This window comes from Vibrio sp. Vb0349 (assembly GCF_033338975.1).
Window position 1 is genome coordinate 263,115 of the sequence record NZ_JAWOTS010000004.1, and the last position, 19,210, is coordinate 282,324.

A 19,210-nucleotide genomic window follows, 5' to 3' on the forward strand; every position below is an offset into this window, starting at 1 on the left:
TTCATATCGTAAGCCACATTTTTATCGTTGCATTTTGTCCTGCAATTTATGTTGTTCAATATTTAATCGTTACGTTTTTTTCGTCACCGATATTGATTAAGCTGTCATCACGCTCCGGTGTATACAACATTCTCATTGCTTTTCTTCCATTATTGATCGCAACCGGCAGTCTGGCGTTTAGCTGAATGATTTCATCTCTCTTCTTTTCTTAAAACAACTACACTTAATTAGAATAAGGTATCAATTTCATATAATTATTCGATATCTACGCGTCAGCACATGTGTCACATTTCTGTGACTACGAGTAAGTTTTACTTATGTTGCTCGGTAGTAGGGTATTTATCGATTGTTTAATGATTCAATACTTAGTTTAATCGCATAAAGGTGTGCAGTATGCCGCACTAAATTAATAAGAAATTATCTAAAAAGGTTAATGGGAAACGTAAGCCATTAGCGGAGGTCAGATGAGTACGCACACGGTACCGCAGAGCGCGATTGTAAATGCTGTCAAAGGTGAAGTTTTGGTTTTGGGCCTGGATGGAAACGTTAAGGTCATAAAAGCGGGGGATGAGTTAAGACCTGGCGAGATTATTATCACAGAAAATAATGCTTCTCTCGACGTACAGATAAATAATGAGCTTTATCTGGTCGATGCAAATTGTGTTGCTTGTCTTCCTGTGCCTTCTTCTGAATCACTAGAACCAGTATTGGTACAATCTCCAGTTAATGGCTTGGTGACTTTTGACCCAACGGCTATTGGAAGTGCTGACTTCGACGCCAACGATATTGCCGCTATCCAGCAAGCTATTTTAGACGGAGCTGACCCTACCGCTATCTTAGAAGCAACAGCTGCTGGCGCAGGTGCTGAAGGCTCGGCTAATGCTGGCTACGTGACGGTTGAATATAATAACCCGGAAGTACTCGCGTCTACTTTTTTTGAAACGTCTGCGACTCGCAGCGGAGAAGATGATCGCGACGAAGATGACGGTTTGAATGTCACGATCTTTGCTGATGGTGGGCAGTCACTGCAATCTAGCGTAACAGAAGGCTCAATTTCTCTATCTAGCTACCCGCAAACCATTTCTTCTAGTGTGCTGGTTGAAGCAGGGGATCTCGCACTTGATACTGCTTCATTTGTACCTGAAACGTCCTCATTAGAGTCTTTGTTAACCGAGTTAAATAGTGACATTACCTCTGGTGGTCAGCCAGTAGCGTTCGTTTACGACGAAGCGCAAAATGCCATTATCGGCACTCAAGGTGGTAACGAAGTGCTTCGTATCGAGATCGAAGCGACATCTTTAGGCCGTGATTTAGAGTTAGAGGTCGTTACCACGATTAGCCAGGGTATTGACCATGTGGCGTCCATCGCTGATGGCCAAGTATCTATCGTCGGTGATCAAATCAATATCGCTTTTGACATTACAGGCGCAGATATTGGTGGTAATAGCATTCAAGCGCCTATCGATTTTACGACAACCGTTATTGATGGCGATGATCCTGCGCCGCAGAACGTTACTTTTGAAAACGTTGAATCTTCTTCTACACCAATTACTGGCACTTTTGTTGATATTGGTAGTGATCAATTGGCAACGGTCACGTTTAATCAAGAAGGACTTAGTCAGTTCGATGGCCTACTGAGTGATAATCAGGCGACAGAAGCGGTACTCTCTGAAGACGGCAGTACTATCACCTTGTCCATTGCGGGCTCGAATGAAACCGTCTTAACCATCAGTTTGAATACTGATGGTACCTACCAATTTGAGCAATTTAAGCCGTTAGAACAAACAAATGGTGAAGATACGATTGAGCTCTCTTTGCCAACCACAATCGTCGATTTCGACCAAGATACGGCAAGCAACACCTTTACGATGACCATCCTCGATGGCGATAATCCAGTGATTGAGAACGTGACGGGATTGTCTTTAGACGAGGCGGGGGTTGACCAAGGTTCACAGGAAGGCGCGGCAGTAACAAGTGGTACTGGGTCGATCACGACAGCGGTCGGAAGTGACATCATTGATCACTATGAGTTGGAACCTACAGAGTTCAATGTTGGTGGAGAACTCCAATCTCAAGGGCAGGTTGTTCAACTAGAACTAGCGTCCGAGAGTAACGGCGTACGTACTTACGAAGGCTTCATCGAGCTGGATGGTGTGCGTATTACCGTATTTGATGTGGCGATTGATGCACCTGCATTGGGCGAATACCAATTCAACTTGTATGAACAACTTGACCATACGGGTGCTAACGATGACTCGCTCACTTTCTCACTGCCAGTTTACGCGGTAGATGCGGATGGTGACCGCTCCTCTATTACCGAAGGTTCGAACACACCAGAAGCTGCGCAAATTGTCATTCAAGTTCAAGATGACGTTCCTTCGATTGATGGCGTTGATGCGCTAGCCGTCGATGAAGACGATTTATCAAGCATTGGCTCCGATCAAAGCGACTCTGTGTTCGCGCAAGGTAGCTTCACGACGACTCAGGGCTCAGACCGTGTTGTAAGTTATCAATTAGAGAGCGGCACTGATCCACTCAATGGGTTGGAATCGCAGGGGCGATCTATCTCTCTGACGGAAACAACCAATTCAGATGGCAGCTTTACCTATTCTGCAACGGCAGAAGGGGACGCTATCTTCACCTTACAAGTTAACCCTGACGGTTCTTATTCATTTACCCTTGAAGGTCCAATCGATCATGCTGTGGGTAGCGATAGCTTAACTCTAGACTTCACTATTGTCGCAACGGACTTTGACGGTGACACCAGTTCACTTGTTCTACCGGTAACCATTGCCGATGATGTGCCAACCATTAATGACGTTGTCGCTCTTACCGTCGATGAAGATGACTTAAGTTTGGTAGGCTCTGACCAATCACAGTCAACGCTGGTCGAAGGTCAGTTTACGACAACTCAAGGTTCTGATGGCGTCGTACAGTATCAGTTGGATGTAAACGCTGATTCTTTAAATGGCCTGCAATCTCAAGGTCAAACCGTTTCCATTGCCGAAACGCAAAATGCAGATGGCAGTTACACCTACAGCGCAACGGCAAATGGCAGTGCAGTTTTCACATTAATTTTGAATACCGACGGCTCGTACAGTTTTGAGCTGCAAGGTCCAATTGACCATGCGGCAAATAGCGACAGCTTAACCCTTGATTTTAGAGTTATTGCTACTGATTTCGATGGTGACACAAGCCAAATCGTATTGCCTGTTACCATCGTGGATGATAAGCCGACCATTACCGACGTCGATGCGATTACCGTTGATGAAGATGATTTAGGCGCGATTGGCTCAGATCAGACTGACCCGATTTCAATCGATGGCAACTTCACCACCACACAAGGCTCTGACCGAGTGGTGAGCTATCAGCTCGATGCTTCTTCAACGCCAGTTGACGGCCTTACATCACAAGGCGTGGCAGTCACGCTAACTGAAACCGCAAATGGTGATGGCAGCTTTACTTACGAGGCGACAGCGGGTACTGAAGCGGTCTTTACGCTGACCGTGAATACTGATGGTAGCTATAACTTCACGCTTGAAGGTCCAATCGACCACGCGGTAGATAGCGACGAGTTGACACTGAACTTCCCAATCATCGCAACAGACTTTGATGGCGATACCACAAACGCCACGATCCCTGTGACGATCGTGGACGATAAGCCAGTGATTACTGACGTCGACGCAATCACGGTTGATGAAGATGATCTAGCGTCAATCGGTTCAGACCAAAGCAATCCAATTTCTATTGATGGTAACTTTACCACCACGCAAGGTTCAGACCGAGTGGTGAGCTATCAGTTAGATGGCTCATCAACACCAGTTGACGGTTTAACCTCGCAAGGTTTAGCGGTCACGCTAACAGAAACCGCAAACGGTGATGGTAGTTTCACTTATGAAGCGACTGCGGGTGGAAACCCAGTATTTACTCTGACAGTAGATACTGATGGCTCTTACAACTTCACACTTGAAGGGCCAATTGATCACGCGGTGGATAGTGACGAACTGACACTGAACTTCCCAATTATCGCAACCGACTTTGATGGCGATACCGTTATGGAAACCATTCCAGTCACGATTGTTGATGATGTACCGACCATCACAGCGGTGGATGCGTTAAGTGTCGATGAAGATGACCTTACCGGTGTGGGTTCCGACCCTGGCGGCGATCTGTTCGTTGAAGGCGCGTTTACTACCACACAAGGCTCTGACCGAGTGGTGAGCTATCAACTGGATTCAACCGCTGATCCTGTTGCGGGGCTAACCTCTCAAAGTGAGGCGATTATCTTGGTGGAAACCGCCAACGGTGATGGCAGCTTTACTTATGTGGCGACCGCAGACGGCAATCCGGTATTCACGTTAAACGTAGCAACAGATGGCACTTACGATTTTACGCTGCAAGGCCCGATTGACCATGCAGCTAACAGTGACAGCCTGACGATTGATTTCCCAATTATTGCCACCGATTTTGATGGTGATACGACTTCGGCAACCATTCCAGTCACGATTACGGATGATGAGCCAATCATCGATAATGTTGTGCCTCTGGCTGTAGACGAAGATGATTTATCAGGTATTGGCTCAGACCAAACTGACGCTGTGTTTGTTGAAGGCGCGTTCACCACTACCCAAGGTTCAGACCGTGTAGTGAGCTACCAACTTGATTCAACGGCTGATCCTGTCGCAGGTTTAACTTCTCACGGTGAGCCTGTTACCTTGGTAGAGACTGCGAATGCTGATGGTAGCTTCACTTACGTGGCTACCGCGGATGGCAATCCTGTCTTCACCATGAATGTGAATGCTGACGGTACATACAACTTCCGTCTGGAAGGGCCGGTCGATCACGCGTTAAACAGCGATGAATTAGTACTGAACTTCCCAATCATTGCTACAGACTTTGATGGCGATACGACGATTGCGACCATTCCAGTCACGATTACTGATGACGTTCCAACCATCGATAACGTTGTTCCACTCACGGTGGACGAAGATGACCTTGCCTCAATTGGCTCAGACCAGAACGATGATGCGTTTATGTCGGGCTCTTTCACCACAACTGAAGGCTCAGACAGCGTTGTTAAATACCAGCTCGATACAACCGCAGATCCAGTAGCAGGGTTGACCTCTCATGGTGAGCCTGTCGTGCTTGCTGAAACTGCTAACGGCGACGGCAGTTTTACTTACACAGCTACAGCAGATAGCAATGCCGTATTTGAATTGGTTGTGAAGCCAGATGGCAGCTACACCTTTACTCTGCAAGGTCCACTAGACCATGCGGTGAACAGCGACAGCCTGCAAATCGACTTCCCGATTATCGCAACAGACTTTGATGGCGACACCTCATCGGAGACGTTACCTGTCACTATCGTTGATGATAAACCAACCATCACTGACGTAGACGCAATCCGCGTGGATGAAAATGACTTAGCGACGATTGGCTCTGACGGCTCAGATCCAATTTCAATCGATGGTAACTTCACTACAACGCAAGGTTCTGATGGGGTAGTAAGCTACCAATTAGATACTGCTGCAACGCCAGTTGATGGTCTAACATCGCAAGGTGTGGCAGTGACGCTGATTGAAACCGCAAACGGCGACGGTAGCTACACTTATGAAGCGACAGCAGGAACTGAAGCAGTATTTACGCTGACCGTTAATACGGATGGTTCATACAACTTCACGCTGCAAGGTCCAATCGACCATGCGACGGGTAGTGATGAGCTGACACTGAACTTCCCAATCATCGCAACGGATTTTGATGGTGATACCACCACAGAAACGATCCCAGTCACCATTGTGGATGATAAGCCGACCATTACCGATGTCGATGCGATTACCGTTGATGAAGATGACCTAGGCACGATTGGTTCGGATCAGACTGACCCGATTTCAATCGATGGTAACTTCACCACCACACAAGGCTCTGACCGAGTAGTGAGCTATCAGCTTGATGCTTCAGCAACACCAGTGGCTGGACTCACATCACAAGGCGTGGCAGTCACACTGACGGAAACCGCAAATGGTGATGGCAGCTTTACTTACGAGGCGACAGCGGGGAGTGAAGCGGTCTTTACGCTGACCGTGAATACTGATGGTAGCTATAACTTCACGCTTGAAGGTCCAATCGACCACGCGGTAGATAGCGACGAGTTGACACTGAACTTCCCAATCATCGCAACAGACTTTGATGGCGATACCACAAACGCCACGATCCCTGTGACGATCGTGGACGATAAGCCAGTTATTACTGACGTCGACGCAATCACGGTTGATGAAGATGATCTAGCGTCAATTGGCTCAGACCAAAGCAACCCGATTTCTATTGATGGTAACTTCACTACCACACAAGGCTCTGACCGAGTAGTGAGCTACCAACTCGATGCTTCAGCAACACCGGTGGACGGTTTAACATCGCAAGGTGTAGCGGTAACGCTGACTGAAACCGCAAATGGTGATGGTAGTTTCACTTATGAAGCGACTGCGGGTGGCAACCCAGTATTTACTCTGACAGTAGATACTGATGGTTCTTATAACTTCACACTTGAAGGGCCAATTGATCACGCGGTTGATAGTGACGAGTTGACACTGAACTTCCCAATTATCGCAACCGACTTTGATGGCGACACCGTTACTGAAACCATTCCAGTTACGATTGTTGATGATGTACCGACCATCACAGCGGTGGATGCGTTAAGTGTCGATGAAGACGACCTTAGCGGTGTGGGCTCAGATCCAGGCGGCGATCTATTCGTAGAAGGGGCGTTTACGACCACTCAAGGCTCTGACCGAGTGGTGAGCTATCAACTGGATTCAACTGCTGATCCTGTTGCGGGCCTGACATCTCAAGGTGAGGCGATTACCTTGGTGGAAACCGAGAATGGCGACGGCAGCTTTACCTATGTGGCAACCGCAGATGGCAATCCAGTCTTCACGTTGAATGTAGCAACAGATGGTACGTACGACTTTACGCTGCAAGGCCCGATTGACCATGCCGCTAACAGCGACAGCCTGACGATTGATTTCCCAATTATTGCCACCGATTTTGATGGTGATACGACCACGGCAACCATTCCAGTCACCATTACGGATGATGCGCCAATCATCGATAATGTTGTGCCTCTGGCTGTAGACGAAGATGATTTATCAGGTATTGGCTCAGACCAAACTGACGCTGTGTTTGTTGAAGGCGCGTTCACCACTACCCAAGGTTCAGACCGTGTAGTGAGCTACCAACTTGATTCAACGGCTGATCCTGTCGCAGGTTTAACTTCTCACGGTGAGCCTGTTACCTTGGTAGAGACTGCGAATGCTGATGGTAGCTTCACTTACGTGGCTACCGCGGATGGCAATCCTGTCTTCACCATGAATGTGAATGCTGACGGTACATACAACTTCCGTCTGGAAGGCCCGGTTGATCACGCGCTAAACAGCGATGAATTAGTTCTGAACTTCCCAATCATTGCAACCGACTTTGATGGCGATACGACAACCGCGACTATTCCAGTCACGATTACTGATGACGTTCCAACCATCGATAACGTTGTCCCACTAACAGTAGACGAAGATGACCTTGCCTCAATAGGCTCAGACCAAAACGATGATGCGTTTATGTCGGGCTCTTTCACCACAACTGAAGGCTCAGACAGTGTTGTTAAATACCAGCTTGATGCAACCGCAAATCCAGTAGCAGGGTTGACCTCTCATGGTGAGCCTGTCGTGCTTGCTGAAACTGCTAACGGCGACGGTAGTTTTACTTACACTGCCACAGCAGATGGCAATGCCGTATTTGAATTGGTGGTGAAGCCAGATGGCAGCTACACCTTTACTCTGCAAGGTCCACTAGACCATGCGGTGAATAGCGACAGCCTGCAAATCGACTTCCCGATTATCGCAACAGATTTTGATGGAGATACCTCAGCAGAAACACTGCCTGTCACCATCGTTGACGATAAACCAACCATCACCGACGTAGACGCGATCCGCGTGGATGAAGATGACTTAGCGACAATTGGCTCTGACGGCTCAGATCCAATTTCAATCGACGGCAACTTTACTACAACGCAAGGCTCTGATGGGGTAGTGAGCTACCAATTGGATGCGGCTGCAACGCCAGTTGATGGCCTAACATCGCAAGGTGTGGCAGTGATGCTGACTGAAACCGCAAACGGCGACGGTAGCTACACTTATGAAGCGACAGCAGGAACTGAAGCCGTATTTACGCTAACAGTAAACACGGATGGCTCATACAACTTCACGCTTCAAGGGCCAATCGACCATGCGGTAGACAGTGATGAGCTGACGCTGAACTTCCCAATCATCGCAACGGATTTTGATGGTGATACCACCACAGAAACGATCCCAGTCACCATCGTGGATGATAAACCGACCATTACCGATGTTGATGCGATTACCGTTGATGAGGATGATTTAGGTACGATTGGCTCAGACCAAACTGACCCGATTTCAATCGATGGCAACTTCACCACCACACAAGGGTCGGACCGAGTGGTGAGCTATCAGCTCGATGCTTCTGCAACACCAGTAGCTGGACTCACATCACAAGGGGTGGCAGTCACGCTGACTGAAACCGCAAACGCTGATGGCAGCTTTACTTACGAAGCGACAGCGGGGACTGAAGCGGTCTTTACGCTGACAGTGAATACCGATGGCTCTTATAACTTCACGCTAGAAGGTCCAATCGACCACGCGGTAGATAGTGACGAGCTGACACTGAACTTCCCAATCATCGCGACAGACTTTGATGGCGATACCTCTGCTGAGACAATTCCTGTCAAGATCGTTGATGACAAGCCGACACTTGGTGGAATCGAAGCAACAAGTGTGCAAACGGTTGATGAGGATGATATCCCAACAGTCGGATCTGATGGTACACAGTCGAACAGCATTGCCGGTAACTTCATCGCGACTGATGGTTCTGATGGCATTGTCGAGTACAGCGTTTCTGACCTAACGACGCCAGTACAAGGCCTGACCTCTGGTGGTCAATCTCTGGTTATGGTTGAAGTATCAAACGCAGGTGGCGTTTCAGTTTACGAAGCTCGTATTGATGGCACGACGACACCAGTATTCCGTGTAACCCTCGATGCCTCCGATGACAGCTACACGTTCGATTTGCTCGCTCCTCTCGATCATCCAAATGCTGATGGACAAAATGAACTGATCATCAATTTACCGATAAACGCGACTGACTTTGATGGAGACGTGTCGAACAACATCACCTTACCAATTACGGTTGTGGATGATGTTCCGACCATTGATGGTTTGCTAGCAGGCAGCGAACAAACCGTTGATGAAGATGACCTACCAGCAGGTACGGATGCTGCAAGTGCAGAAGATACTGTTATTTCAGGTGCTTTTGATATCACCGAAGGTGCTGACCAAGTTGCTTCTATTCAGCTGAGTGACCTGACCACGCCTGTTGCGTCACTGACTTCAGATGGTGAAGCTATCACCTTAGTCCTGTCTTCTAGCGCAAACGGCGTGAACGTATACCAAGGTGTCGCTGGCAATCCTGCTGAAGTGGTGTTCGAACTGACGTTGGATGCAACGAACAACACCTACGAGTTCGATTTACAGAAGCCGCTTGATCATCCAGATGGTAATCAACAAAACGAGATTGTTATTAACTTCCCTGTGACGGCGACAGATAATGATGGTGATACTTCACCAGCCTTCACATTGCCAATTACCGTTGTGGACGATGTTCCAGTGGTTACCAATATTGAAAGTCTACGTGTCGACGAAGATGACTTACCTCTTGGTTCTGATGGCACTAAAGAGCCGTTAACGGTATCAGGTGAATTCGAAGTCACTAGCGCAGATGGTATTGATGCTTTCGAATTGGATCTGAGCTCAAATCCTATCCCGAATCTGAAATCGGGTGGAGAAGAGGTAACACTTTCTCAAGACGTTGGTGCTTCAACTGCTGACGCGCTTGTTTACGTGGGACAAACTCCGGGTGGAGTGACGGTCTTCACGTTGACACTTCATCAAGATGGTAAATACGACTTTGAGTTATCTGGTCAGTTAGATCACGCGGTTAACTCTGATGAGATTTTGTTGAATCTACCTGTGAAGATTACAGATGGCGACAACGATACTATCACTGCGACCTTGCCAGTGACGATCTTAGATGACAAGCCAATCATTGATGCTATTAGCTCTGGTAGTACCTTGTCTGTGGATGAGGATGATATTCCAAGCCAAGGTTCAGATGACACGCCAGAATCCAATATCATTGGTGGCAACTTTGACGTTACTGATGGTGCCGACTCTATCGTTAGCTTCCAGTTGGATAGCTTAACGTCGCCTGTTTCTGGACTTACCTCAGGTGGTCAACCGCTTGAGTTGGTTGAGTTTTCAAATTCAAACGGTGTGATTGAGTACCGAGCTTATGTACAAGGTACGACGGACACCGTCTTTAAACTGACGCTAAATGGTTCAGCAGACAGTTATGAATTTGAACTGTTGGGTGCACTTGATCATCCTGCGGGTAACGATGAAAACTCGTTAGTCATCAACTTCCCAGTCAACGCGACCGATTTTGACGGCGATGTGTCCAATAACATCACCTTGCCGATCACAGTAGTGGACGATGTTCCAGCGATTGTGAAAGTGACAGACTCAAGCCAACAAATCGTTGATGAAGATGATCTTGCTGGTGGCTCTGACACGACAAGTAGTGATTCAACGGTATTGAACGGCGGATTTGAGGTCGTTGCTGGTGCAGACAAGATTGTCAGCTACCAAGTTTCAGACCTCGATGCAGTCGTGTCTGGCTTAACGTCGAACGGCAGCAGCATCGAGTTGAATCTAGTAGGCACGAATGGTGGAGTAACCAGTTACGAAGCGGTTATTACTGGCACATCAACTAAGATCTTCACGCTGTCTCTTGATGCGAATAATGACAGCTACCAATTTGAGCTGTTGGGACCAATCGACCATGACGCTGTTCAAGGTGAAAACAACCTTGTCATTGATATTCCAATTACAGTAACAGACTTTGATGGTGACACGTCATCATCACTGAATCTTCCAATTACCGTAGTTGATGACATTCCCGAAATTAAATCAGCAGATGCTTTGGCTGTTGATGAGGATGACCTTGCCAACGGCTCTCAGGCAACCAACAAAGACAGCCTAGAAGCAACGGGCAATTTCGATACGGTGGAAGGGGCAGATACCGTTGTCTCTTATCAGCTGGATCTTACTTCTAACCCGATACCAGGAGTAACTTCAGGTGGTCTTGCGGTGGCGTTAGTTCAAACCGCGGTAAGTAACAACAACTTTACTTATCAAGGTCAAACACCTGATGGTACCTCAGTGTTCACGCTAGTTTTGAACGCTGACGGCTCTTACAAGTTTACGCTTGAGGGTGCGCTAGACCACTCAACCCAAGGCGAAGATACACTTATACTTGATCTCCCAGTCTTTGCGACAGATGTCGATGGCGATACGGCAGGTATTAACTTACCAGTGACGATTACCGATGATGTTCCAACCTTGTACGATGCATCTATTTCGCGTGTTGAAGGACAAGGCAGCCGCACGGTTCACTTATTCCAAGACCCTGTAGAGGGGGATGATGACCTTGGTGCTGACGGCGCACAAGTGACTTCATTCTCGGCTGATGATTCAGGCATTTACTTTAAGCAAAACGGTGTTGATTCTGATTCTGTCGATTTGAACGGCAGCGACCAAATCGTATTTGTTCACAAGGTTCTTGACGGAGTGGATACTGAAATCGGTCGTTTGGTTGTTCGAACCGATGGCAGTGTGTCATTCCGTCCGAATGACGATCTTGACCATACCGAAACCGACTCGATTGATTTCACCATCAACGTTGTTGCAACCGATGGTGATGGCGATATCGCAGATGCCGATGTGGATATCTCGATAAGAGACCGCAATGCGCAAATTGACACGTCTACCGTTACTGCGTTCGAAGACCAAGGGCGTGATGGTGTCGTTGTGGGCGTTGACTCTGCAAATACTCAGGACAACTTGTCGACGCTGGATGTTAGCCCTGCGAAAGTCGACTTGGTTATCAATTTACATGATATCGACCGTAACGAGAGCTTAGGTGACATCACTATTCGAGATGCTGATACTCACAACGGTACGTTCTACTACAGAGACGGCAGTGGCAACTACATTGAATTAACATCTGTGGGCAATACGGTTGTTCTCGACGCATCAAATGTTGAGCAGTCATTCAATGGTGAGCTTGTCTCGCTAGATAACTTGTACTTCGTACCAGATCGTCATACATCAACCGATGCTTCTGGTATCGATCCTCGTATCCGTGTGGAAATTCTTAACAATGGTACGCCAGATCATACGATTAATGGTCGTTTAGAAATTGAAGTTGCTGCCGTTGCAGATATTGCAACGTGGACGGCAAGCAGCGAATTTAACTACTCGGTTGATGAAGATGGAAACAATGTCGCACTTAACATCACGGCTGAAACCCAAGACACTAGTAACCCTGAAGGCATTGTGTACGAGCTTGTCTTTACACAAGGAGAAGGTAACGCAGAGTTAGTCTATTCAGATGGTAGTGCGATACCAAAATCCGGTGGTGTTTATCTGGTGGATGCAAGCCGAATTGATGAAGTTCAAGTTGATCCGATAGATAACTTCTCGGGCGAAATCAGAATTGATGTCACCGCTATTACGACGGAAAACAACAATCCACTGCTTGGGAAAGATACCGCTCGCTCAGAAACCGAAACCATCATTATTGATGTAAACCCAGTTGCGGATAAAGGTAGTTTTACTGTAAATCGAATTAATGTGTTTGAGGATAACGCTCGAACTCAAAATACGGTAGACCCTGTCACTGATCACGACCCACTCCAATTAAGTGAAGTGATCACCATGAAACCATCAGCGGACTTAGATGGTTCTGAAGCGTTATTTGTGCGCATTTCTAACTTCTCAATTGATGGGGTTACTTTGGTGTGGCTGGACTCAGCAAACCCAAGTCAGATAGTAGAAGTGACCGATTCAGGCGGCAATGTACTTTATTACGAAGTGCCAGAGTCTGAATTAGCGAACGTCGAAGTTCTTCCTCCGTTGCACAGCAATGATGACTTTACTTTCAATGTCGAAGGCATTGTGAAAGACACAGCATCATTGTCTACCGGTACGACAGAAGATGTGTTGTCACTGGGCAGTAAGACCGTCATCGTTGGTGTAAAAGGTGTTGCTGACATACCAGACACGGTATTAATTGACGCGGGGAACGTTTGGAACCGGTTCGTAGACGGAGATGTGGCCGGGATAGAGACGACTATCGAAGAGAATGGTGTTGTAAACCTTAACTTCTCGGTTGTATCTGGTGAAGTTGCCGATAGACCACAGGATGATTCAGAAGCCATTACTGTTATCCTGTCCAACATCCCCGACGGTGTTCGTGTCGTAGATTCAGACGGCTCAAGCGTTGACCTCACCTTTGTTGGCTATGATGGTAACGGTCAACCGATTTACGAAGCAAACATCACTGGGCTGAATTTTAATTCCGGTATTCAAATTATTCCGGAAGCCTCTTCAACTGAAAACATTGCGATTACAGGGACGATCATTGTTACCGAGAATGATGGTCATAGTCGTGTGATTGAAAGAGAGGTAAGGATCAAGGTCGAACCCGTTATTGACGCTCAAGATAACTACGTTGTTCGATCGGAGGGAGATGAAGATACGCGCTTTGACATCGATTGGAAACCGACGCTCGTACAAAGCCCTGATACCGATGAATTCTTTAGTGATGTAACCATCTCTGGATTTCCTCCAGGCAGCACGGTCTATGTAGATGGTGTGGCACAAACGCTTGTTTCTGGAACACTAACGCTTTCACCGCAAGCCGGTGAATCAGAGCAAGATTTTTCCGCTAAAATCTCTCAGAGTGGCTATGTTCAAGTCCAGTTGGAGCAGGATTCAAGTACTGACTTTGACTTGACCACGACCGTCACTGTGAAAGAGATTGACCATGAATATGTTGACGCTTCGAATCCCGGTGAAGGTATCGCTGAGAAAACCATCAATGGTACGGTGAATGTCCAAGTTAATCCAATCGTTGAGCCAGAGGATAAGACGGGGGCAATAGATGACCAAACCCGTCTGCTTGTCACTGAAAGTGGTGGTGGTGCTACCGATATCGTGAAGTCAGACGATCAAGGTAACATTGACTTTACGATCAACACTTCTATGGGGGGTGAATCTGGTGCTCATATCATTAAATATCAAGAGTTTGATGCGTCTTCAGATGAAGTGGTGACTCAACTTGTTGTTCAATTTCACAATGTGGACCCTGAGATCCTCAACCAATTGGTTATCGTCGGTGCACTAAATGAAGGCGGAGGTCGTTGGACAGTAACCAATGAAGATAACTTCTCAATTAAAGCGCCGTCTGGTCTTGATTTAACACCAAACGATGACAGCGACGATGGCGATAACGGTGGTCTCTCTCAAATTGGCTTAACCATTTACGCAGAAGTGAATGATTTGGGCGAAGATTTGGGCAACGAAAAAGATGCGACGGTCATGCGCCAAACGGATGTGACACTTGAATTTCCTACCGTTCTCACACCACAAATGAGTGTAGCGGCAGAGATTCAGGTGGCTGATGATGTCCAAATTCAAGCGTTGGAAGATAATTCTATCAACCTTGGTGCTCAGTTAACGTCGAAAGTTGATGCGATTAATGCAGATGGCGTGGAGGATGTCTTGACTATTATCGTCGATCCTTCAGCTCCTGGCATTCCTCCTGGTTTGGTGATCACGGGGACGGATATCGACTTTGTCAATGGCAAATACGTGTTCCAAGCCCATATCGATGCGAGTGGAAATATTACTGGCCTTGATGGTTTGACGATGCACTTGGCAGAAGATTACGCAGGTGATTTCGAATTACCAATTCGGTTCGTCACTAAAGACACTGAGTCCGGTGATGAAAAAGAAAATAATGTCCAGTTTCCAGTTCAGGTTTTACCGGTTGCAGACGTTCCGAGTTCAGCCGGGGATCAGCCGTTGGATAGCGATGTCACACCGAATGTAAAAGTAGATATCGTTGGTACTTTCGGCTTGGATGCAAACAAACAACCTGTAACTGATCTAAATAACGACGTTCCCACGGCGGATGGTGTTGGTTACGAAGATGGCTTAATCCAACTTAACTTGAGTGTTGATTTTGCCGATCAATTTAACAACACTCAAGGTGGTCGAGAAACACTAACGAACATCAAGTTAGAGCTTGATGACACAACATTAGGTGAGTTTGTTGATGCCAATGGTAACAGCTTAGGAACCAGTATTGAGTTTAATGAAGCTGAGATTTTAGCTGGTGCGCTTGACAATGTTCTGTTTAAGCCAAAAGAAAATTACCCCGTAGGTGGTGGCCAAAATACCGTCAAGATTAATATCGAGGGAGAAATTACTGATGAAGCTGTGTTTGATCAGTCTATCTTGAATAACTCTGGCGATAATATAGATGTAAGAACCTTCACTGACGATGTCACATTTGAAGTTACGCCAGTCGTTGATGACATTACCATTACAGGTGCCGATCCGACGCAGCCAATCACGGTGATTGGTGACGAAGATACTTTAATTTCGCTGAATCAATCGGGCTCTGGTGTTTCGATCAGCCTGAACGATAATGACGGTTCTGAGAGTTTCGTTTCACTCAAGTTAACGGGACTTCCTGATGACTTTATCGTTAAATCCAATTCCTCTGATTATGTTGTTAAGAATAACGGTGGGGGCGAATGGAGTATTCAACTAAAAGATCTCACTCAGACGTCCATTGACCTGAGTGACATCCAAATTAAACCGCCAAAACACTTTAGTGGCGAGGCTGAGATAGGTATTACGGTCTTCATTCAAGAGGAGTTGCTACAAGTACCAACGGAACGAAACAACAACTTTACGCTGATTGTTAATCCTATTGGTGATGATGTTGATGTGAATCCCGACACTTCGGCTGCAGGTAATGAGGGCGAAGACATTGTTATTAATGTAAATGCGTTAGTGGTTGATAACAAAGAGTCCATCGGAGATGGTGCAAACTACCAGGAAAATGATCCAGAGACGCTGAGAGTTGAGGTCTCAAATGTCCCTGGTGGGGCGAGCGTTTCATTACCTGATGGGACAGTATTTACTGACCAAGGCGGCGGCGTTTTTGTCTTAGAAATCAATGCTCAAGACTTGGATCAAGTGGTGTTTAATTCTGGTGATCGCAACGATAACTCATGGGATGGTTCGCTGCATTTCAAAGTGCAAGCCGTTGATACTGGGCTCGATGGCAGTCAAAGCTTGGGCTCCGCAGAGGAGTTTGATGTCACTGTTGATGTTGAAGCAGTGAACGATCGTCCAGAGTTCGTCAATACCGTGGATGTGGAAACACCAGAAGATACGCCAATGCTGCTTGATGGTTTCAGCATTACTGATATTGATGCCGTACTCGATGATCCGAATGCTGAATACGTACTCAATGTGAACGTCGACAGCGGTATCTTGGAGCTTAATCCAACGCTCATCGCTACTTACAACCTAACCGTGAGCGGTGATGGTACGGACTCCGTTGAACTGAAAGGCACAGTGGCCGATCTAAACAATGCCATTGCAGACGGTCTGATTGAGTTTAACCCAGAGCTGAACTTCTTTGGTGACGTTCAGGTGGACGTGACAGTCGATGACCAAGGTAATGAAGGTATCGTAATTGGTGGGGTAGATGACACCCTAAATACCAACAGCAGCAGCTTCAATATTGAAGTAACAGCGGTGAATGATACCCCAGAAACTACGCCAGTGACGCTACCGGATATTGAAGAAGACAGTGGTGTGTTCTCCATCTCTGAAGCGGATCTTATTGCGAATGCGACAGACGTAGAGAACGATAATCTCACGGTTAGCAATGTTCAGTTAACGGATCCGAATTCGGGCAGCATTACTTTCAACAGTGGCACGGGAGAGTGGGAATTTACCCCAGCACCAGATTACAACGGTCCAGTTGAAATCACGTACACCATTACAGATGATGGCACGACAAATGGTGCATCCGATCCTAAATCGGTTAACGGCAGCGCATCGTTCAACGTAACGGAAGTCAATGATGCTCCAACGACGTTTGAAGTGACACTTTCTGATATCGCAGAAGACAGTACGGCGGTTGATATTACCCAAGCTGATTTGTTGGCGAATGCGTCTGATATTGAAAACGACACCTTGATGGTGAGCAATGTCCAGTTGGTTGATCCAAGCAGCGGCACATTGGATTTCGACAACGTAACAGGTACATGGTCATTTACTCCTGCGCCTGGCTACAACGGCAAGGTCGATCTAACCTACGACATTACCGACAACGGTACAACGAACGGTGTTTCAGATCCTCAAACGGTGTCAGGAACGGCGACCTTCGAAGTCACTGAGGTGAACGATGCACCGGTAACATCAGAGGTAACGTTGAGTAGTACCGAAGAAGATGGTGGTTCGGTAACTATTACGGATACTGAGTTGCTGAGCAACGCAAGTGATCCTGAGTCAGACAACTTGACCGTCGATAATGTTGTGTTAGTGGATCCAGCTTCCGGCACGCTGACTCAAGTGAGTGCGACAGAGTGGACGTTTGAACCCGCAGCAGATTTCTTTGGTGACGTTAATTTCACTTATGAAATCACAGATGACGGAACCACTAACGGCGCTCCAGACCCAATTACAATCTCGGGCACAGCAGTGTTGAATGTTGAAGCTACCAATGACGCACCTGAAATCACTGCAACGTCGGTAACGGATACGATCAATGAAGCTGATGGCCAGAAAGTAACGGGTATTAGTGTGAGTGACGTCGACTTTGCGGGCGCACAAGCAAATGAAAGCATGACCGTGACTCTTACAGTTACCGAGGGCGACCTTCGTGTCGAGCCGCCAGCAGGTAGTGGTGTGACTGTTGGGGCGGGGATGGCTGGTGAAATCACCCTAATGGGCACACCAGATAATATTAACTCCGTTCTTGGAGCAACAGACGCTTCTGAGGGTGTATTTGTGGATGCAGGAGATGTCAACGCAGCTTCAATCACTTTATCGGTGAAAGTCGAAGACAACGGCGTGTACTTCGAAAATGCATCGGGTACCGCATTGGAAGCGAATCAAGACTTCACTATCAATGTGACACCTGTAGCTGATGCACCTACATTGAGTATCAATCCTCAGTTTAATTACATTCGTCAAATTGCGGCTAGCCAAACCGCGAGCAGTCAAGGTTTAGCGATTGTCGGAATCATGGCGGCGCTTACTGATATTGACGAGGTGCTGTCTTTGGAGCTAACGGGCGTACCAGCTAGTGCTGAGGTAACAAGTGGCGTTTCTCCATCAGGCATTAGCTTCGATGGTACCACTTGGACAGTACCAAGCGATGAAATTGATACGCTAGAAATTGTCGCAACAGATACTAACAGTGGTATTGATGTCGGTTCTTACGATATTTCGCTTACGGCGATATCAACGGAATCTAATGGCGATGAAGCGCAGTCTTCACCTGTCCAAATTAGTTTGGATGTGAGTAGTGATAGCGACGATATTGACCAGTCAACCGCAGTGGACGACAGCTATTTAGTCGGCGGAGACACAGGTACCAACTTGATTGGTGGAGACGGTGACGACGTTATTCTGGGTGGTGATGGTGATGACGTGCTTATCGGTGGCTTAGGCTCAGATATCTTAACGGGTGGAGACGGCAGCGATATCTTCAAGTGGACGGTAGATTCCGTTGATGAAGGGGCAGTGGATACCATTACTGACTTCACTGTTAACGAAGACAGTATCGATTTACGTGAAGTTATCTCTGATCTCAATAACTCAATGATCGACATGGATGATCTGCTTGGTCACATTTCGGCAGACTACGATGCATCGACGGAAAGTGTTTCTCTGAACATTACGACGGATGCAAATGTTCAGCAGACTATTGTCGTGGAAAACTTAGGTACTTCAATCGACTTCAACGGTCTCAGCTCCAACGAGATTGTAGAGTCATTGCTGAACAACGGTGTTATTGATAACGGATAAACCTGTATACAACACAAAAATGGGCGGCTCTGATAAGCCGCCCATTTTTTTCGGGAACGCTTGATTTTAAACAGGAGATATTTGAATCGAAATAGAAAGCAAGAACGAAGCAATGGGGTTATCTT

At 46.9% G+C, this 19,210-nt stretch carries 1 protein-coding gene; it reads left to right on the top strand.

All coding sequences use genetic code 11. The features are described 5' to 3' along the window. The first annotated feature begins 464 nt into the window (after nucleotides 1-464). Nucleotides 465-19,085 (top strand): retention module-containing protein, encoded by an 18,621-nt coding sequence (locus R7Q47_RS07590; RefSeq protein ID WP_318088851.1) that lies wholly within the window; start codon nucleotides 465-467, stop codon nucleotides 19,083-19,085. The last annotated feature ends 125 nt before the right edge of the window (nucleotides 19,086-19,210 follow it).

What these genes read in the sequence shown, in the direction of transcription:
- R7Q47_RS07590 (WP_318088851.1), top strand. Translation starts at nt 465, where the DNA reads ATGAGTACGCACACGGTACCGCAGAGCGCGATTGTAAATGCTGTCAAA.